Origin of the sequence: Streptomyces sp. Go-475 (assembly GCF_003330845.1) — a bacterium.
In the GTDB taxonomy this organism is placed as follows: Bacteria; Actinomycetota; Actinomycetes; order Streptomycetales; family Streptomycetaceae; genus Streptomyces.
Genome location: NZ_CP026121.1, coordinates 6,916,270 through 6,934,337 on the forward strand (window position 1 = coordinate 6,916,270; position 18,068 = coordinate 6,934,337).

15 protein-coding genes are annotated in these 18,068 nt (G+C 71.4%); 5 read left to right on the forward strand and 10 right to left on the reverse strand.

What is annotated here, in order from left to right; all coding sequences use genetic code 11:
- The first annotated feature begins 221 nt into the window (after positions 1-221).
- Positions 222-761, forward strand: a complete 540-nt coding sequence (locus tag C1703_RS31530) for a peptidoglycan-binding domain-containing protein (RefSeq protein WP_114256015.1) — start codon at positions 222-224, stop codon at positions 759-761.
- 38 nt (positions 762-799) lie between these two features.
- Here the strand turns inward: C1703_RS31530 and C1703_RS31535 are convergent, their stop codons facing one another.
- From C1703_RS31535 to C1703_RS31580, 10 genes are all read right to left on the reverse strand, one after another.
- Positions 800-1,219: a helix-turn-helix transcriptional regulator gene (locus C1703_RS31535; protein ID WP_114256016.1), complete on the reverse strand. Its 420-nt coding sequence runs from the start codon at positions 1,217-1,219 to the stop codon at positions 800-802.
- 486 nt (positions 1,220-1,705) lie between these two features.
- Positions 1,706-2,128 carry a Rid family hydrolase gene (locus C1703_RS31540; protein ID WP_114256017.1) on the reverse strand — a complete coding sequence of 141 codons (423 nt, stop codon included), beginning with the start codon at positions 2,126-2,128 and terminating at the stop codon, positions 1,706-1,708.
- Between the two features lie 105 nt (positions 2,129-2,233).
- Positions 2,234-3,490: a hypothetical protein gene (locus C1703_RS31545; RefSeq protein ID WP_114256018.1), complete on the reverse strand. Its 1,257-nt coding sequence runs from the start codon at positions 3,488-3,490 to the stop codon at positions 2,234-2,236.
- 148 nt (positions 3,491-3,638) lie between these two features.
- Positions 3,639-4,682, reverse strand: a complete 1,044-nt coding sequence (locus tag C1703_RS31550) for a substrate-binding domain-containing protein (protein ID WP_114256019.1) — start codon at positions 4,680-4,682, stop codon at positions 3,639-3,641.
- Between the two features lie 185 nt (positions 4,683-4,867).
- Positions 4,868-6,469, reverse strand: coding sequence for a glycoside hydrolase family 43 protein (locus C1703_RS31555; RefSeq protein ID WP_114256020.1), 1,602 nt, complete (start codon positions 6,467-6,469; stop codon positions 4,868-4,870).
- Positions 6,470-6,559: 90 nt separating this feature from the next.
- A complete protein-coding gene (locus C1703_RS31560; RefSeq protein WP_114256021.1) occupies positions 6,560-7,474 on the reverse strand; it encodes a carbohydrate ABC transporter permease in 915 nt (304 codons plus the stop codon).
- A complete protein-coding gene (locus tag C1703_RS31565; RefSeq protein ID WP_114256022.1) occupies positions 7,474-8,358 on the reverse strand; it encodes a sugar ABC transporter permease in 885 nt (294 codons plus the stop codon). The genes C1703_RS31560 and C1703_RS31565 overlap by 1 nt, the downstream gene beginning before the upstream one ends.
- Positions 8,359-8,366: 8 nt before the next feature.
- Positions 8,367-9,704, reverse strand: coding sequence for an extracellular solute-binding protein (locus C1703_RS31570; RefSeq protein ID WP_114256023.1), 1,338 nt, complete (start codon positions 9,702-9,704; stop codon positions 8,367-8,369).
- Between the two features lie 383 nt (positions 9,705-10,087).
- Positions 10,088-11,176, reverse strand: coding sequence for a LacI family DNA-binding transcriptional regulator (locus C1703_RS31575; RefSeq protein ID WP_114256024.1), 1,089 nt, complete (start codon positions 11,174-11,176; stop codon positions 10,088-10,090).
- 459 nt (positions 11,177-11,635) lie between these two features.
- Positions 11,636-12,649: a hydroxyacid dehydrogenase gene (locus tag C1703_RS31580; protein ID WP_198678327.1), complete on the reverse strand. Its 1,014-nt coding sequence runs from the start codon at positions 12,647-12,649 to the stop codon at positions 11,636-11,638.
- 626 nt (positions 12,650-13,275) lie between these two features.
- Between C1703_RS31580 and C1703_RS31585 the strand changes: the two genes are divergently transcribed.
- The 4 genes from C1703_RS31585 to C1703_RS31600 are packed head-to-tail and all read left to right on the forward strand — an operon-like array spanning position 13,276 to position 18,043.
- A complete protein-coding gene (locus tag C1703_RS31585) occupies positions 13,276-14,625 on the forward strand; it encodes an extracellular solute-binding protein (RefSeq protein WP_114256025.1) in 1,350 nt (449 codons plus the stop codon).
- Positions 14,622-15,617, forward strand: coding sequence for a sugar ABC transporter permease (locus C1703_RS31590; protein ID WP_114256026.1), 996 nt, complete (start codon positions 14,622-14,624; stop codon positions 15,615-15,617). The genes C1703_RS31585 and C1703_RS31590 overlap by 4 nt, the downstream gene beginning before the upstream one ends.
- Positions 15,614-16,477, forward strand: a complete 864-nt coding sequence (locus tag C1703_RS31595) for a carbohydrate ABC transporter permease (RefSeq protein WP_114256027.1) — start codon at positions 15,614-15,616, stop codon at positions 16,475-16,477. Before C1703_RS31590 ends, C1703_RS31595 begins: the two co-directional genes overlap by 4 nt.
- Before the next feature lie 33 nt (positions 16,478-16,510).
- A complete protein-coding gene (locus C1703_RS31600) occupies positions 16,511-18,043 on the forward strand; it encodes a glycosyl hydrolase family 28 protein (protein ID WP_114256028.1) in 1,533 nt (510 codons plus the stop codon).
- Positions 18,044-18,068: the final 25 nt, after the last annotated feature.

Genomic DNA, 18,068 nt, shown 5'->3' on the forward strand with positions numbered 1-18,068 from the left:
CGCGCACGCCCGCCCGGCCCGCTCCGGCCCCCGCGGGCCCGGCGCGACCCGGCCGCGGCCGGGACGGCGCTGGCCGGGGCGTGAGTCGTCCCTGGGCGGTCCGGGGACGGCGGCAGGGCTCGCCGTGGCCGTCGCCGGACCGTGAGGCTGTGCCGAGCCAGACGAGACGAGCCGCCCCAGGGGCGACCCGCGGGGGACGGCGGTTCGGAAAGGAAGACCGCATGAACATGCGCAATCGGGCCACGGCGATGGTGACGGCCGCGTTGCTGGGGGCCGGGGGCACCGGCATCGCCCTGGCGCCGTCCGCGAACGCCGCTCCCGCGTACTTCGGCATCGACGGCGGCGGTGCCGTGGCCAACGACTGGGAGGACGAGGAGAACCTCGGCGTGGAGGCGTACTCCAAGGGCAACGCCATCGCCCTGTGGGAGACCGTCCTGTGGGCGGACGGCGCCCTGTGGGAGGACGACGAGGGGGAGTGGCGGCCCTTCAAGAAGAGCCAGATCGACGGGTCGTTCGGGCCGGAGACGGAGTCGGCCACGCAGTGGTGGCAGAGCCGGCACAACCTGCCCGAGACCGACGGCACCGTCGTCAGCGAGAGCTGGGACTTCGCGCAGACCCGGCTGCAGCTCCTCCCGGCCAACATCGTCCAGTACAAGGGCATCGTCCGGAACGTCAACTTCAAGCGCGTGAGCGGCAAGTACCAGGTGAAGCTCAAGAACGTCGGGCCCTGGAAGTACGCGCATTACCGCACGGTCGGCTGAGCCCGCCGGGGTTCGTCAGGAGCGGGTGGCCGTCGCGGTCACCCGCTCCGCGCGGGCAGCACCCACAGCAGCCCGGCCAGCAGCACGGCGATGACCGCGAAGGAGACCAGCGCCGCGGCACGCCAGCGCCGGTAGTCGGCGGCGGGGCGGGCCGCGGCCTCCACCGCCTGCCCGGCCGGATCCGGCAGGCCGCGCGGCCACGTCGGGTCGGCCAGGTCCCACAGCGCCAGCAGCCGCGCCTGGTCCGCCCCCGCCACCCGGCACAGCGCCTGCACCGCCCCTCGCGGCGGCTGCTTGGCCCCGCTGAGGTACCGCTGCCACGACGACTTGCTGTACGCCGTCCGCCGCGCCAGCTCGGCCAGGCTCAGACCCGTGCGGTCCTTCAGCGCCCGCAGCTGCTCGACCAGGTGCCGCGCCTCCCTCGGCAGTACGTCCGGAAGCGGCCGCCAGCGTGTCATGGTCGTCCCCCAACTGCCCACCCCTGGGCCCCGCCCCGCCGCATCGTTCGACGCCGCCCCGCCCCGGCCAGTTCCCACCCCACCCGGGCGCACGACGCGCACCCGGAGCGCGAAACCAACGGCCAGCGCCGGGGGTTGGGGGCGGGGTGGGGTGGCGTGGGGTGCGCCCGGTGGGCGACGGACAGGTGTACGACGGCACCCCGGGGCGCGGGGCGCGGGGCACAGGGCGCGGGCGCAGGGGCGCTCGGCGACCGCGACCGCGGGCCGCACCAACGCGCTCTGCGTCGGAGCCACGCGCCCTGCGCCCGGGCGGCGGGCGGGGTTCGAGCGGAGGCGGGGCGCGGCCCCTACCGGCGGGCGGGCCCGACCGGCGCGTGGCCCCGCGGTGGCGCGCCGCGGGCGGCGCGAAGGCCCCGACCGGCGCGTGGGACGCCGACCGCGCGTGGCTCCGACCGGCCGGCGCGCGGCCCGACCCGCCCCCGGCCCTCAGGCGGAGGCCGCCCCGGCGGGCCGTACCGCGATCGCGTCGACCTCGAACAGCATTCCGGGGAGGGCCAGCGCAGCGACTCCGCTCAGGGTCTGGGCCGGCAGGCGGTCTCCGAAGCGGGCGTGGAGGGCCTTGCCCAGGGTCTGCAGTTTGTCGAGGTCGTGGTCGACGATGAACGTGCCGAGGCGTACGACGTGCTCGTAGCCGAGACCGACCCCCTCCAGCGCCGACCGCAGCCGGTCGAAGGCGAGTTCCACCTGCGCGGCGAAGTCGCCCGGCACCGGCGTGCCCGTGGCGTCGGAGGCGTACTGGCCGCCGATGTAGACGGTTTCGCCGGGGGCCGACACGGCGTGGCTGTAGCCGAACGGCGTGGGGTCGTGCAACGTGGCCGGGTTGGTGATCGTGCGCGGGTCGCGCGTCATGACCGGGCGGTCCTTTCACGGAGTACGGCCGCCGCCCCACCGGCGACGGCCCGGACATCCTTGCCAACTCCCCACGCCCGTACGCGCATTCCGCACGCCGCCCCGTCAGCGCACGCGCATGACGAACGCCTGCCGCTCGCCGAAGCCGTCCTCGCCCTGGAGGTCCAGCCGGTCGGCGTCGAAGGCCACGACTCGGCCGCGGGCGTCGAGGGTCGGATGGGCCGCGGGCCGCCGGTTCACCGTGCCGTCGGGGCGCGCGCTGACCAGATCCACCCGGCCGGTGCGCAGATCACGCAGGTACACCACCTGGCGCGGAGGGTGATCGGCGCCCGATTCGAACGCGGCGAAGACGATCCGGCGGGCGTCCGCGCTCGGCCGGCCGCTGTGCGTGGCGGAGCCGGCCTTCGAGCCCTGGATGTGGAGCAGCGTGCCCCGCCGCACATCACGGACGAACACGTCCCCGGTGTCGCTGGTGCTCCCCTCGGGCCGCGTGAGGCACTTCCAGCGGAACGCGACATGCCGCCCGTCGGCGCTGATCACCGGGTCGCCGACCCAGTTCTCCGCCGGGTCCCCGGCGCAGTCGGCGTCCGCGCGCGTCCGCTCGCCCGTCCGCCGGTCCAGCACGTACACGCCCTCGTGCTCCTCGCCGGAATCGGTGCCCGTGTCCCACACGCCGTAGGCGACCCGGCTGCCGTCGTGGCTCAACGTGGGCAAGCCGAGGTCCTGTTCACCGCTGGGCAGCGGATGGCCGATCCAGGAACCCGTGTCGCGCCGCAGGTCCCGCACGTACACCCGGGAGCCCGCGCCCTGCTCGCCCGTCGGCCGGCCGGTGAAGGCCACGTACCGTCCGTTGCCGCTGAGGACCGGTGCCGACACCTTGCGCAGGGCGGGGTCGGTCCGCTCGTCGAACTGCTCGGTCCGGCCCGTCCGGCTGTCGAACACGAAGGCGGGGAGCTTCACGTCACGCGGCGGCCAGGTGTCGGGCGGCAGCGCCGCGAACGCCACCCGGGTGCCGTCGGCGCTGATCGACGGCGTCCCGAACGCCACCCCTTCGCCCTGGCCGCCGGGAACGTCGCTGACCCAGCGGAGCTCCCCGGTCCGCAGGTCCTTCACATAGACGTCGGCGGTGCTGTCGGTGTCCCCGGGCGCCAGATTCGTGGCCCACGACAGGAACGCCACATGCCTGCCGCCGGCGCTGACCACGGGGTACGCCGAATGGCCGTTCCCCTTCACGCCGTCGGCCGTGACGTCGACGAACTCCAGCCCCGGTCTCGGCTCGGCCGCCCCGGCGGGCACGGCACCCGCCGCCGCGCACACCGATGCCACCACGGCGGCGACGGCCGCCCGTAACGCACAACGCATTCTTCCCCCCGGTCGAATGTCCCCCGCCCCTGCGGCAAGGGGCCCGCACCCATGCAACGGTCCTGTCCGGCCGGGGTCAATGGGCCCATCGCCGTACAACCCGGACGCGCGATCGACCGTCCGCGCCCGCGCGGGCCCCGGCCGCGGGCTACGAGCGCGGCGCCGCCGTACTCGCCCGTTCCACCAGCCGCGTCGACAACTCCGTCCGCGTGCTCTCCGGGTGGTGGCCGTCCATCATGCGCAGCAGCGACCGCAGGGCCGTCGCGGCCATCTCCGACAGCGGCTGGCGGACGGTGGTCAGGGCGGGGGAGGCCCAGCGGGCCTCGGGCAGGTCGTCGAAGCCCACCACACTCACGTCGTCCGGGACCCGCAACCCCCGCTCGGCCAGGGCGTGGTACACCCCCAGCGCCATCCGGTCCGAGCAGACGAACACCGCCGTCGGCGGCTCGGGCAGGTCGAGGAGCTCCAGCATGCGGCGGTGGGCCAGGCTCTCGTCGAAGCCGGCGTGCCGGACGTACTCGGTGCGGTGCCGGATCCCAGCGGACGCGAGCGCCGAGCGGTACCCGGCGACCCGCGCGCTGCTGCACATCGTGCGCCGCGGACCGGCGATGACGGCGACGCGCTCATGGCCCAGGGACAGCAGATGCTCGGTGGCCGTCAGACCGCCCTGCCAGTTCGCCGCGCCCACCGACGCCACCCCCTCCGGCGGCTCCTGCACGGGGTCGATCATCACGAACGGGATGCGGTGCTGCTCCAGCCAGGCGTACTGCGACTCGCTCAGCTCGGCCAGGTTGAACAGCACCCCGGAGGACCCCCGCGCGACCAGCTTGTCCAGCCAGCCGCGCTCCGGGCGCCCCACCCGGGAGCGGGTCAGCGCCGCCGACACCACGACCTCCAGCCCCGCGTCGTGCGCCGCCTCCTCCACCCCGTGCAGCACCGCACCCGACCAGGAGCTCTCCAGCGAGTGCACGACCAGGTCCACCAGCCGGGGCGCCTTGGCCGCGTCGAAGCGGGGTCTGCGGACGTAACCGAGCCGGTCGAGCGCCTCGGTGACCCGGCGGCGCGTCTCGGGCGCCACGTCCTCCCGGCCGTTGACCACCTTCGACGCGGTCGGCACCGACACCCCCGCCTCGCGGGCCACGACCGCCAGCGTCGGACCGGCCGCCGCGCTCGCACTCGCCGTACGGACCATCGGGAACCCACCTCTCCGGCCCGCCCGAGGGCCGTGGAAAGTTTCGACCAGCGCTTCCCGCGGCGGCGCGAAGCCCGACCCGACAGAAAGCGCTTCCTACTGTAGGTGGGGCGCAGGACGGCGGGAAGACGAATGAATTCACGGGTTCACGCCGGTCAAAACTTTCGAAACCCCGAACAACGGGCTCAGTCGGGGGTGCAGGTCAGCCGAAATCCCGTGAAGTCCGCCGTGAACGCCGCGTCGACGAGGTCCCGGGCGTGGATGCCCGCCAGGGCGCCGGTGAACCGCAGCCGGGAGCCGTGGTCGTCGGACAGCCGGCTGAAGTCCAGCGCCGGACCGACGGCGGTGCGTGCCCCGTCGCGTACGTACCAGAACCGGGCGTCGGCGCCCTCGACCGTCACCCCCAGCGTCACCGGCGCGTCCGCCGCCACGTCCACGACCGCCACCTGCCGCGGGCCCCCCTCGTCCCGCTCCACGAGACTGAGCACCGTACGGCCGCCCCCGCCCGCTCCGCCCCGCCACTGCTGGCCGCGCTGCGGCTCCCCCCAGGGCTCCGCCCACGTCAGGTCCAGGCTCAGATACGCCTCGGGGTTGTACCAGAGCACCAGCCCGGCGGCCTGCGTGAAGGTGACCGGCCGCGCCTCGACGGTCACTTCGGCCTCCGCGCGGTGCTCGGTGACGCGCTGGGCCAGCAGGCTCGCCGCCCAGCGGGACTCCGGCCCGTGCCGGCCGCGCAGCCGGATCCAGCCGGGGCGGACCGCCGCGTCGGCCCAGGACGGGTCCGGCGGCTCGCGCAGGGTGCTCCACGGCCAGGTCAGCTCCGCCGGCGGCCCGGCGGGCGGCAGGGGGTGCCCACTCGTCGGCACGTCGACCTCGACGGCCGGATGCCAGCCTCCGTGCCGCAGCCGGGGCCAGCCGTCCGCGTCCCAGGTCACGGCCTGGATCGCGGTCTCCCGGCCGAGGGTGCAGCGGCGGCCCCGCGGGGTGTGCAGCGGACGGGCCGTCAGATGAGCCAGCAGACACTGCCCGTCCGGCGTCTCGACCAGCTCGCCGTGCCCGGCCTTCTGCAGCGGCACGCCCGGGTCGTCCCGGGTCGTCAGCAGGGGCAGCTCGTCGAGTTCGTACGTCCCGGTCAGCTCCTTGGCGCGGGCCACCCGCACCCCGTGCTCCCAGCCCGTGCCGCCCTCCGCGAGCACCAGGTAGTACCAGCCGTCGCGCCGCAGCAGCTTCGGCCCCTCGACCAGCCGGTCGTGCTGGAGCAGCAGGTGCGTTTCCCCCACGGTCTCCAGCGTCTCCCGGTCCAGCTCGGTGAGGACGATCCCGGCGAACCGCGCACCGCCCGGCCGGTGGTCGTTCTGCAGGTTCAGCAGCCACAGCCGGCCGTCCTCGTGGAACAGGGCCGGGTCGAAACCGTGGCTCGCGACCCGGCGCGGCGCGCTCCACTCGCCGCCGATGGCGCCGGCCGTCGAGACGTACGTGTCCAGGTCGAAGTAGGGCGTGCCGACCGAGCGCACGACGGTGTACGTCACCCAGAACCGCTCCCCGTCCCAGCTCAGCGACGGCGCCCAGACACCGCCCGAATCGGGCACCCCGGCCAGCGAGTTCCCGGGGACGGCCCCCTGGACGTGCCCCGCGTACTCCCAGTGGACCAGGTCGCGGGAGCGGTGCAGCGGGATCGTCGGGAACCACTCGAAGGAACTGGTCGCCACGTAGTACCAGTCGCCGACCCGGATCAGGGAAGGGTCGGGGGCGAAGCCGCGGAGGACGGGGTTGCGCAGGACGGTCACGCGGGGACTCCCGGGGAGGTGGGCGCCCTGGGGGCCGCGGGGGGTCAGGAGCACCCGCGGCCCCCAGGAGTCAGGGAAGGGCGAGGAGGATCACTTGAGGGCGCCGAGCGTCACACCGGTCCGCCAGTAGCGGCGCATCGCGACCATCATGATCGCCATCGGCACGATGGACAGCAGCGCACCGGTCAGCACCAGGCCCGTCAGGTCGATGCCGGACTCCAGGCGGGTGCCGGTCCAGTTGTACAGGCCCAGGTTGAGCGTCCAGTTCTCCTTGCCGCGCAGCACGGTCAGCGGCAGGAAGAAGGCGTTCCAGGTGTTCACGAACGCCAGCAGGAACACCGTCGCGCCGCCCGTCGTCATCATCCGCAGCACGATGCTGAAGAAGATCCGCAGCTCACCGGCGCCGTCGATCCGGGCCGCCTCCAGCAGCTCGTAGGGGATCGTCGCCTCGGTGTACACCTTGGCCAGGTACACGCTGAACGGGTTGATCAGGCAGGGGATCAGCATCGCCCACGGGGTGTCGACCATGCCGAGCGCGGAGAACAGCAGGTACAGCGGCAGCGTGAGCAGCGCGATCGGGATGAGGAACGAGCCGACGACACACGCGAAGATGACGTTCCGGCCGGGGAAGTCGAAGCGGGCCAGGCCGTAACCGGTTGCGAGCGCGATCAGCGTGCCGCCCAGCGAGCCGACGCCCGCGTACAGGAACGAGTTGGCCGTCCACCGCAGGAAGACGCCGTCCTGGTAGGTGAAGACCTGCTCCAGGTTGTCCCACAGGTGCCAGCCGGAGAACCACAGGCCGTTGCTCTGGTACAGCGCCGTGCGGTCCTTGGTGGCGGCGACGATCAGCCACCACACCGGGAACAGGCTGTAGACGCTCGCCAGGACCAGCCCGACCAGCAGGAAGCGCTGGCCGCCCCGCCGGCGGGAGGCCGCGTCCGGGCGGGTCAGGCGCCGGACGCTGCGGACGGGGGGCCGCTCGGTGGTGTGCTCGGTCAGCACCATCAGTCGGCCTCCTTCGAGGTGAGCCGGTAGAAGAGGAAGGAGGCCACGCCGAGGATCAACGCCAGCAGCACGGACAGGGCGGCCGCGTAGTTGTAGTTGCCCGCGTTGAACGCCTGGTTGTAGATGATCATGATCGGGGTGAAGCTGTCGCTGACCGTCTGCGGGGTGATGTTCCGGAACAGCGCCGGCTCGTTGAAGATCTGCAGCATCTGGATGATCGACAGCAGCCCCGTCAGCACCAGCGCCCCGCGCACGTACGGGATCTTGATGCTGCGCGCGATCCGCAGCTCCGAGGCGCCGTCCAGCCGGGCCGCCTCGAACAGCTCGCGGGGCACGCCCTGCAGCGCCGAGTAGATGATCACCATGTTGTAGCCGATGCCGTGCCAGGTCAGCAGGTTGCCGATGGACGGCCACACCATCGACGGCGCGAAGAAGTTCCAGTCGAAGCCGAACGCCTTGCCGATCGGGGTGAGCGGGCCGACGTCCGGGCTGTAGAGGTTCACCCACACGATCGCCGCGACCACGCCCGGGATCATGTACGGCACCAGCAGCAGGATCCGGAACCGGCTCGCCACCCTGGAGGCGACCGCGTCCAGGAACAGCGCCAGCAGCAGGCTGATCAGCAGCATGAACGGGATCTGCACACAGGCGAAGAGCACTACCCGCAGGATGGAGTTCATGAACGCCGAGTCGGTCAGCCCCTGGGTGTAGTTGTCGAGCCCGACGAACTCCGTCGTCGCGCCGCCGAGCCCCAGCCCGGACTGCTTCTCCGTGTACAGCGACTCGTAGACGGCGTAACCGATGGGCAGCAGGTAGAGAAAGGCGAAGCCGAGCTGGAAGGGCACCGTGAACGCGGCACCCTTCCAGCGTATGGAGCGAATCATCGAATGCCTCAGCCCTTGACGCTGATACCGCGGGACTTCAGGTCCTCGACCGTCCACTCCTGCATGTGCGCGAGCAGGTCGGTGACCTTCTGCTCCTTGCTGACGACCTTGGCCCAGCCCGCCTGCAACTCGGTGAACATCGCGGTCCAGTTGGGGCCGAAGGTCCAGTCGGTGGTGACGGTGCCCAGGCTGTCGGTCACGACCTTCTGCGCCGGCTCGTAGTTCTTGCCGAGCAGCTTCCGCGAGATCGACTCACCCACGTAGGAGTCGCTGTCCTTCAGCGCCGGCATCACACCGTTGCCGGTCTCCGGGCTCGCCATCGTCTTGACGGCGTCCTGGTTCGTCGACATCCACAGCGCCGCCCGGGCCGCCTGCTCCTGGTTCTTGCACTGCTTGGTCACCAGGGTCACGCTGCCGGTCAGATTGGTGCCGGCCGGCGTCTTGGCGGGCTCCCCCTTGTACGTCGGCCACGGGGCCAGCGCCCAGTCGCCGAAGGACGTGGTGAAGTTCTGCACCATGCCGGCCATCTGCCAGGTGGAGATCTGCCGGGTCGCGGTGGCACCGGTGTCGTAACTGCGCTGCACGGCCGCGTAGTCGGCGAAGGACAGCTTGGCGTTCAGGTCGTTGTCGATGATCTCCTGGATCACCTTGGCGGCCTTCAGCGTGCCCTCGTCCTGGAAGTTCACCTTCCAGGCGTCGCCGTCGATCGAGTACCAGTGGGCCCCGGCCTGCATGGCGAGCACCTCCAGGGTGCTCGGGTCCTCACCGGCGTAGTTGGTGATCTTGATGCCGTGCTTCTTCAGCTCCTTGCCCGCGGCGATGAACTCGTCCCAGGTGGCCGGGGGCTTCAGGCCGTACTTCTGGAAGATGTCCGTGCGGTAGATCGTGAACTGGGGCGCCGAGCTGGTCGGAACGCCGTACATCCTGCCCTGCACCTGCGCGCTCGCCCAGGAGCCGGTGTTGAACTCGTCCTTCTCGCCCTCCACGTACTGCGTGATGTCGGCGAGCGCGCCCTGCGAGACCCAGCTGGTGACGTACTCGGCGGTGTTCTGCACCAGGCAGGGGGCGTTGCCGGCCTTCACCGCGTTGGTCAGCTGCTTCTGCATGGTCAGCTGGTCGGTGACCTTGGTGTACTTCAGCTGGATGTCCTTGTGCGAGGCGTTGAACGCCTTGACGACCGCCTCCTGGCCGTTGGCCCAGCCCCAGAAGGGGAGGGTGACCGGACCCGCGTTCGCGGCGGCGTCGTCACCCGAGCCGGATCCGCCGCAGGCGGAGAGCAGACCTGTCAGCGCGATACCCGCGACAGCGGCGGAGGCGAACCTTCTCCGGGGGCTGGTGAAGTTCATCTGACCATGATCCTTCGGAATAGGGCGTTCTCAGGACGAGAGGACGGCGACGGCTCGGTGGTGCCGGCCAGGAACGGCGGCCGGAAACCGTCGGCTCGCGGTTGCGGGGGGTTCGGCCAAGCGGAAGCAGAAGCTGTAGTAAGCGGTTGCTGGGACGGTAGGCGGGCCGCTCGCCTCTTAGCAAGAGGTGCGCAGCAATTTGTTACGGCGGATTGTCCGTCGGATTGGCGGCGAGGATGCGGCGGACACACGCACGAGCGGCCCCATACGCGCAGGTCAGCGCGGCTTCGGAGACGCCGGCCCGGGGCTCGGCGGGCGCGGCGACGAAACCCCGAACGGGCGGCAAAGACCTCGGAAAACGGTTACGTAACGACGGCTGCCCGTTATCCGTGCTGAGCCGGCGGCCGGACCGAGTTGCGGACCACGACATGGGTGCCCAGCACCAGGTGATCGCCGTCGGCGCTCTTGCGGCGGCCCGCGCCGCCCTCACGCCGGTCGGCCACCGCCCGCAGCGCCACGCGGCCCATCTCCTCGTACGGCACGTGCACGGTGGTCAGTTGGGGCGTGAGCTGGGAGGCCAGCGGGATGTCGTCGTAGCCGACGATCGAGACGTCCTCGGGCACCCGCAGGCCCGCCGCGCGCAGGGCCTGCATGGCACCCGCGGCGACGACGTCCGTCCCGGCGAGCACCGCGGTGAAGTCCGGCGTCTCGTGCAGCGCCGTCTCGACGGCCTCGTAGCCGTGCTCGTAGTCGTAGTGACCGTGCCGCACCAGGCCCGGGTCGAACGGCACCCCGTACGCCTCGAACGCCCGCTGGGCGCCCCGCAACCTGCCCTGGGCGGTGGTCAGTTCGGCGTGCCCGGGCAGGACGAGGACGCGTCGGTGGCCGGCCGAGAGCAGATGGCTCGCCATCGCGTAGGCGCCGCCCTCGTTGTCGTAGTCGACGGTCGTCGCCGGGACGTCGCCCTCCAGCGGGGGCCTGCCCACCAGGACCAGATGCGAGCCGGCCGCGTCCAGTGAGCGGGCGAAGCGGGCCATGCGCAGCTGGTACTCGTCGTAGTCGTAGGCGCCGCCGAGCAGGATCACGGCGGCCACGCCCTGCTGGCGCATGAGGTTGACCAGGGCCAGCTCCCGCTCCGGGTCGTCGCCGGTGGTGCCGACCAGGGAGAGCCAGCCGCGCAGCGTGGCGGCGCCCTCCACGCCCTTCGCGACGTGCGCGAACGCGGCGCCGGTGATGTTGTTGATGAGGATCGCCACCGTCGGTGTGCCGCCGCCGGCCAGGGAGCGGGCGTGGGCGTTGGTGACGTAGTCCAGGTCCCGGACCACCTTCATCACCCGGCGGCGCAGCTCCTCCGACACCGGGTAGTTGCCGGACAGCACCCGCGAGACGCTGGCCACGGAGACGCCCGCGCGCTCCGCGACGTCGCGGATGGTCGCCCGGCCGGCGTCGTTCGTCGCCTTGCGCTGACTCACCCTTGCGGCTCCTTCACGGTAGTGGCCCGGCCCGTCGGGGTCCGGTCGGTGGCGGTCCGGCCGGTGGCAGGCCCCGGTCCGTCGCGGCCGGTGGACCGTCGCCGACGGACCATGGTCCGGTCCTTCGGGTCCGGCCCGTCGCGGTCCGGCCCGTCGCGGTCCGGTCCATGGCGGTCCGGTCCGTCGCGACCCGGTGCGCGGTCCGGTTCCGCCGCGCGGTCCGGTCCGGTTGTGTGCCGGTCCGCCGCGCCGCCCGGTCCGGTCGTGCGCCGGTCCGCCGCGGTCCGGGCGTTCCCTGCCCGGTCGCGCCGGCTGCCGGGGCCGCGCCCGTGCCGGTGCGGAAACCGTATCCCATCGTCACTCCAGGCCGGAGGGCCTGTGGACAACGGCCGGGGCACCGGCCCGCCGTCGGGGCCGATGAGGCATGCCGCCGGGCCGGACGGCCCGCCCGCCCCGGGGTCACGCCACCCGCGCGAGGTCCGCGTGCCGCACCTCGTGCACCGCCGGCAGGCCCGCCACCAGGCGCTCCAGTTCCTCCACGACGATGCGGCCGAGCCGCTCCAGTTCGTTGCCGAGGGATCCGGCGATGTGCGGGGTGAGGAACACGTTGGGCAGGTGGTAGAGCGGCGATCCCGCGGGCAGCGGCTCCGGGTCGGTGACGTCGAGGACCGCGCTCAGCCGGCCGGACACCAGCTCGTCGGTGAGCGCCTCGTGGTCGACCAGCGCGCCGCGGGCGGTGTTGATGAGCACGCCGCCGTCCCGGAGCAGGGCGAGCCGGTCGCGGTCGAGCATGTGGTGGGTCTCGGGGATGTCGGGGGCGTGCAGGCTCACGATGTCGCTGTGCCGGAGCAGGTCCTCCAGCGACAGCGACTCGGCGCCGAGGGCGGCGGCCTCGGCGGGGCTGACGTACGGGTCGTGCAGCAGGACGGTGAGGTCGAACGGCCGCAGCAGCTCCAGCAGTCTGCGGCCCACGCGCGAGGCGCCGATGACGCCGACGCGGCGGCCGAGGTTCCCGGTCGCCGCGGTCTCGGCGGGGCCCGGGTAGGCGTGGGTGCGGCGGAAGCGCTCGCGGTGGTCGAAGGCGTCCTTGCCGACGAGCAGGATCATCGCGAGCGTGTACTCGGCGACCGGCAGGGCGTTGCCCGTCACCGCGCTGGAGACGGTGACCCCGCGTTCCCACAGGGCCTCGCCGACCAGGGAGCGGACGGACCCGGCCGCGTGCAGGACGGCGCCGAGCTTCGGGGCCGCCGCGAGGACGCCGGCGTCCAGGTGCGGGCAGCCCCAGCCGGTGATCAGCATCTCGGCGGAGGCCAGGGTGGCGGCCGCGGCCGGATCGGCGAAGTCCCGCACCACCAACCCGGGGTCGATGTCGGCCGTGCGCCTCAGCCGCTCCATCAGCGGCGGAGGAAAGAGCAGCGGGAGGTGCACCGGGTCCATCGCGAACACGGCCCGCGGCAGCTGGGGGCTGGGCATGACTCTCCTGGAGCTGTGGACGGAAACTGTTTCAGAAAGCGCCTTCTACCGTAGATCCGCCGGGAAGCGGCGGTCAATCGCCAGGGCCGGGGACAACTCCGAACCCGCCGGATCAGCGCAATGACCTCCTGAAGAGCACGTGGTAGCGGGAATAGGCGGGCTGGAGCGGTCGTGCGCGGCACCTGCCCCTCGCCAGGCGCTGACGGGCGGAGGGTTGGGTGGAGGGCCTCAACCTGCCCTCCTCCTGGAAATCGATTACTGCGGTTTCGACGGCCTGGAGTCGGCCGGGCGGGTGTCGCCGCGGGGTGTCACTGCCCGGATGGCCAGTTCAGCAACCGGTTCCCATGTCTGTTGCCGAACCTCCTGACTCGCCCCTGGTCGCAGCCGGTCCGGCCGCCGCCCGATGGCCCGATCACGGCGGCCGAAACCAGGAGTTTTCGGGCTCTTGGGCCATGAAGCCGAGGTTACACAGGTTTTTCGAAAGTTCGCCGAGGCCCTTGACGGGTCATCCTGACCGGAAGAAGCTCTGCCCCACGCACAACAACCGGTTGCCCCGCCGACTTCCGCGGTCGGTAGTACGGCGCAGAGCCGGTATTTCGAACAGCAGAGCAGGAGGTGGTGCGTTCATGCACCCACGTGCTGGTGCTTCCCTGAGCCGCCGCCGATTCCTCGCCCTCTCGGCCGCCGGCGCCGCCACGGGCGCGGCGTCGCTGAGTGGCTGCGCGATGCAGGTCTCCAGCGGCGTCAGCGGCGGCGGGGAGACCGTCACGCTGATGGTCAAGCCAGACGACATCTCCCCGGAGCTGGTCCGGCAGGCCCAGAAGGACATCGGCGTCAAGATCACCACGGTGCGGTACGACATCACCAAGCTGATCGGCATGATGACCAACGGCGCCCCGCCCGACCTGGTCCGTGGCGTCGGCGCCACCGACGCGCCCTACTTCGCGGCGCGGGACGTGATGGAGGACCTGGACCCCTACTTCGCCCGGAGCACCGTCCTCGAGCTCGACGACCTCGACCCGGTCAACGACCTGTGGCGCTACGACGGCCGCACCCAGGGCAAGGGCCCCCGCTACGGCATGGCCAAGGACTTCTCCCAGGACTCCATGTACTGGTACAACACCGCGCTCTTCGACGGGGCCGGTGTCGACCACCCGCCGGAGACCGAGCCCGTCACCTACGAGGAGTGGCTGGAGAACGCCAAGCGGCTCACGCGGCGCGAGAGCGGCCAGACGACCGTCTTCGGCGGCAGCTACAACGGCGTGTCCACCCCGAACCTCCTGGCGAGCCTGACGGCCGCCGCCGGAGGCAGCCTCTTCAACGACGACTTCTCCCGGATCGACTTCACCACCCCCGAGGCCCGCAAGGCCCTGGCCTGGTACGTCGAGTACGGCCGGAGCAGGGTCGGCCCGAGCATCGTCCAGCCGGACCCCAACACCTGGGACGGCCCCACCTTCCAGGCGAACCGGATGGCCATGTCCAACTCGGGCTACTGGCTCGGCGGCCTGATCAACGCCGACAAGAAGCTGGCGCCGCACGCCCGCCTCGCCCCGGCCCCGGTCTTCGAGGGCGGCCGGCGGGTCAGCCCCTGCCAGGCGGGCACCGGCCTGTGGATGCCGAAGAAGGCACGGAACAAGGACGCCGCCTGGCGGGTCTTCGAGTGGTTCTTCGGCGAGGGACCGGCCAGGGCCCGCGCCTCCAGCGGCTGGGGCATCCCCAGCCTGAAGTCGCTGCGCCCGCTGATGCCCGCCCAGGAGGACTACCAGAAGCGGGTGCTGAAGGTGCAGAACGCCGAGCTGGAGTACTTCTCGGTGATCGCCTACACCCCGTACGCGACGGCGGACTCGCTCTACGCCCTGTTCAACCAGGAGGCCCCGGCCGCGATGAACGGCCGGATGTCCGTCGACACCCTGGCGGGCCGCCTGAACTCGCTGATGAACGAGCAGCTCAAGCGCGGTAAGGAGCAGGTGGGATGACGGTCGACCAGCTGTCCGCCGCGGGCCGGACCGGCCCGGCCGCGAGCCCCGGACGGGCCACGCCGGAGCGGCGGCCCGGGATCTCCATGACCGGGCGCAGGCATCGCGCCTTCTACCTGTTCACCTCGCCCTGGATCATCGGTTTCCTGCTGCTGACCGTCGTTCCGATGGCGTACGCGCTGTGGCTGAGCTTCACCACGTACGACGGGATCTCCCCGCACTGGAAGTACGTCGGCCTCGGCAACTACAGCGAGCTGTTCGCCGATCCGCGGACCTGGAGATCCCTGGGCCGTACGGGCCTGTTCGCGCTCACCTCGGTACCGCTGTCGATCGTCGCCGGGCTGGGGCTCGCCGTGCTGGTCAACCGGCCGCTCAAGGCGCGCGGGCTGTTCCGCACCCTGCTCTACCTGCCGGCCGTGGTGCCGCCGGTGGGCGTCGGCCTCACCTTCAAGGCGCTCTTCGACCAGAACTCCGGTGCCGCCAACGGCGTCATCACCCTCTTCGGCTTCGACGCGCTCGGCTGGCTCGCCGACCCCTACGCCCGCTACGTGCTGCTGATGAGCGTGCTGTGGGCCGCCGGAAACGTCATGATCATCTCGCTGGCGGGGCTCCAGGACGTGCCCCGCGAACTGCACGAGGCCGCCCGGATCGACGGGGCGAGCGCCTGGCGGACCTTCCGCAGCGTCACCGTGCCGCTGCTGTCGCCGGTGCTGCTGTTCCAGACGGTCACCGGCGTGATCGCGTCCGTGCAGACCATCATGCCGCTGCTGCTCACCCCCGACGGCACCACGGCCGGCGTCACCGCGCTGCCGCAGTCCAACTACCTCTACATGATGCACGTCTTCTCGCAGTACTTCGCGCTCGGCCGCTACGGCTACGCCTCCGCCCTGCTGTGGGTGCTGTTCGTGCTGATCCTCATCGCCACCGGGCTCATCTTCAGGTTCACGTCCGGCGTGGTGTTCTACAACGTCGACCCGGAGGCGAAGAAGTGACCGCGACCAGTCCGCTCCCCGACTCCGCGCCCCGGGTGCGGATCCGTGTCAACCGCCTGGTCCTCTACACGGTCCTCGTCGTCATCACCGGGCTGTTCCTCGGGCCCTTCGGCTGGCTGGTCCTCAGCGGCCTGAAGACCCCGGCGGAGCTGGCCGCCTCGCCCGTGCACTGGCTGCCCGCCGACTTCCAGTGGCACAACTTCGCCGACGCCTTCCACCTGATCGACTTCCTCGGCTACGCCCGCAACTCGCTGATCATCGCGCTCGTCTACGCCACGCTCGTCACCCTCAGCTCGGCCTGGGTCGGCTTCGGCTTCGCCCGGCTGGACGCGCCCGGCAAGAAGACGCTGTTCGGCATCCTCATCGGCTCGATGATGCTGCCCCAGATGATCACCCTGCTGCCGACCTACCTGATCTTCGCCAAGCTCGGCATGGTCGACACGTACTGGCCGTGGGTGCTGTGGGGGCTGGCCGCAGCCCCCTATCTGGTCTTCCTCTTCCGGCAGTTCTTCGCGGGACTGCCCCGGGAGCTGGAGGAGGCGGCGATCGTCGACGGCTGCGGTTACGGCACGATCTTCTGGCGGATCTTCCTGCCGCAGTCCTGGCCCGTGCTCTCCGCGAGCTTCGTGATCGCCTTCACCTGGTCCTGGGGCGACTACATCGCCCCGCAGCTGCTGCTGTCGACCGACAAGTCGACGCTGGCCGTCGCCGTCATGACCACGTACGTGACGTCGGCCGGCACGCCCGTCGCCAACCTCCAGGCCGCGGCCTCCGTGATGTACGTCGTGCCGATCCTGCTGATCTTCCTGATCGCCCAGCGCGGTTTCGTCGCCGGAATGTCCACCACCGGTCTGAAGTGACCCCCTTACCGAACCGTCCGCAAGGAGTTACGCATGAACACGCCCATGTCACGCCGGACCACCCTCCAGGCCGCCGGTGTCATCGCCGCCGCCGGCCTGGCCGGCAGCCTCGCGGGAACCGCGCAGGCCGCCGCGGCGGAGGAGACCGGCACCGCCGGCGACAGCGTGGTCGTCCACCCGACGCTTCCGAAGGTGCCTGTCAACAACTCCTTCACCGTCAAGGTCCGGCCGGTCGGCGGCACCTGGCAGAAGCTCGGCGTCTACCTCGCCAAGCTCGCACTGATCGACGCGACCACCGGCAGCAACAGAGCCCAGAACTCCTCCTGGGCCGCCTTCGACTTCTCCGGCACGGTCGAGGTCGAGGTCACGTACAACACGGGCGGCGGCGAGCAGGTCCGCATCCGCCCCGACTCGTACGGCATCAAGCCCGAGGTGCTCGGCAGCACCGCGCGCTTCACCCTGGACCGGCCCCGCAACCTCGTCGTCCAGATCGACGACAAGATCTTCGACTGCCTGCACCTGTTCGCGAACCCGATCGAGCGGGACGTGCCCGCCGAGGGCGACAAGAAGGTCATGTACTTCGGGCCCGGTCTGCACACCACCCCCGACGGGACGCTGAAGGTGCCCAGCGGCACCACCGTCTACCTGGCCCCCGGCGCCGTCCTCACCTCGCAGGTGATCTTCGAGAACGTGGAGAACTCCCGGCTGACCGGCCGCGGCGTGCTCTACAACTCGCCCGCCGGCGCGATGTTCATCCGCAAGTGCGAGAACGTCACGATCGACGGCATCACGATCCTCAACCCCCGGTACGAGAACATCCGGGTCGCCGAGTCCCAGAACCTCACCCTCAAGAACGTGCGCGCCTTCAGCCACCAGGGCTGGGGTGACGGCATCCAGCTCTACTGCTCCGAGAACGTCACGGTCGACGGCTGCTTCCTGCGCACCTCCGACGACTGCGTCGCCCTCTACACCCACCGCTGGGACTTCTACGGCGACACCCGCAACATCACCGTCAAGAACTGCTCCCTCTGGGCCGACGTCGCCCACCCGATCAACATCGGCGTGCACGGCAACTCCGAGAACCCGGAGATGCTGGAGAACCTGCGCTACGAGAACATCGACATCCTCGACCACCGCGAGCCGCAGGTGACCTACCAGGGCGCCATCGCCTTCATGGTCGGAGACAGCAACCTCGTCCGGGACGTCAGGTTCGACGACATCCGGGTGGAGGGCTTCCGCTGGGGCCAGCTCATCCACCTGCGGGTCGAGTACAACCCGAAGTACAACACGTCGGCAGGCCGCGGCATCGAGTCCGTCTACGTCAAGGACCTCAGCTACAACGGCAAGAACGCCGACCTGTCGATCATCGCGGGCCTCGACGCGGAGCACGCGATCAAGGACGTCACCTTCGAGAACCTCCGCGTCAACGGCAGGGTGATCGCCGACAGCACGGGCAAGCCGAAGTGGTATCTGGCCTCGGACGGCGTGCCCATGTTCGTCAACGAGCACGTGACGAACCTCAAGTTCCTCACCACCGCCGAGGCCGCGGCGGCCGCCGCGTCATGAGCGCCGACCCCCTGAGAGCAACGCC

Excerpts from the sequence above, each read along its gene's own strand:
- C1703_RS31530 (WP_114256015.1), top strand. The coding sequence starts at position 222 with ATGAACATGCGCAATCGGGCCACGGCGATGGTGACGGCCGCGTTGCTG.
- C1703_RS31535 (WP_114256016.1), bottom strand. The coding sequence starts at position 1,219 with ATGACACGCTGGCGGCCGCTTCCGGACGTACTGCCGAGGGAGGCGCGG.
- C1703_RS31540 (WP_114256017.1), bottom strand. The coding sequence starts at position 2,128 with ATGACGCGCGACCCGCGCACGATCACCAACCCGGCCACGTTGCACGAC.
- C1703_RS31545 (WP_114256018.1), bottom strand. The coding sequence starts at position 3,490 with ATGCGTTGTGCGTTACGGGCGGCCGTCGCCGCCGTGGTGGCATCGGTG.
- C1703_RS31550 (WP_114256019.1), bottom strand. The coding sequence starts at position 4,682 with ATGGTCCGTACGGCGAGTGCGAGCGCGGCGGCCGGTCCGACGCTGGCG.
- C1703_RS31560 (WP_114256021.1), bottom strand. The coding sequence starts at position 7,474 with ATGGTGCTGACCGAGCACACCACCGAGCGGCCCCCCGTCCGCAGCGTC.
- C1703_RS31565 (WP_114256022.1), bottom strand. The coding sequence starts at position 8,358 with ATGATTCGCTCCATACGCTGGAAGGGTGCCGCGTTCACGGTGCCCTTC.
- C1703_RS31570 (WP_114256023.1), bottom strand. The coding sequence starts at position 9,704 with ATGAACTTCACCAGCCCCCGGAGAAGGTTCGCCTCCGCCGCTGTCGCG.
- C1703_RS31580 (WP_198678327.1), bottom strand. The coding sequence starts at position 12,649 with ATGCCCAGCCCCCAGCTGCCGCGGGCCGTGTTCGCGATGGACCCGGTG.
- C1703_RS31585 (WP_114256025.1), top strand. The coding sequence starts at position 13,276 with ATGCACCCACGTGCTGGTGCTTCCCTGAGCCGCCGCCGATTCCTCGCC.
- C1703_RS31590 (WP_114256026.1), top strand. The coding sequence starts at position 14,622 with ATGACGGTCGACCAGCTGTCCGCCGCGGGCCGGACCGGCCCGGCCGCG.
- C1703_RS31600 (WP_114256028.1), top strand. The coding sequence starts at position 16,511 with ATGAACACGCCCATGTCACGCCGGACCACCCTCCAGGCCGCCGGTGTC.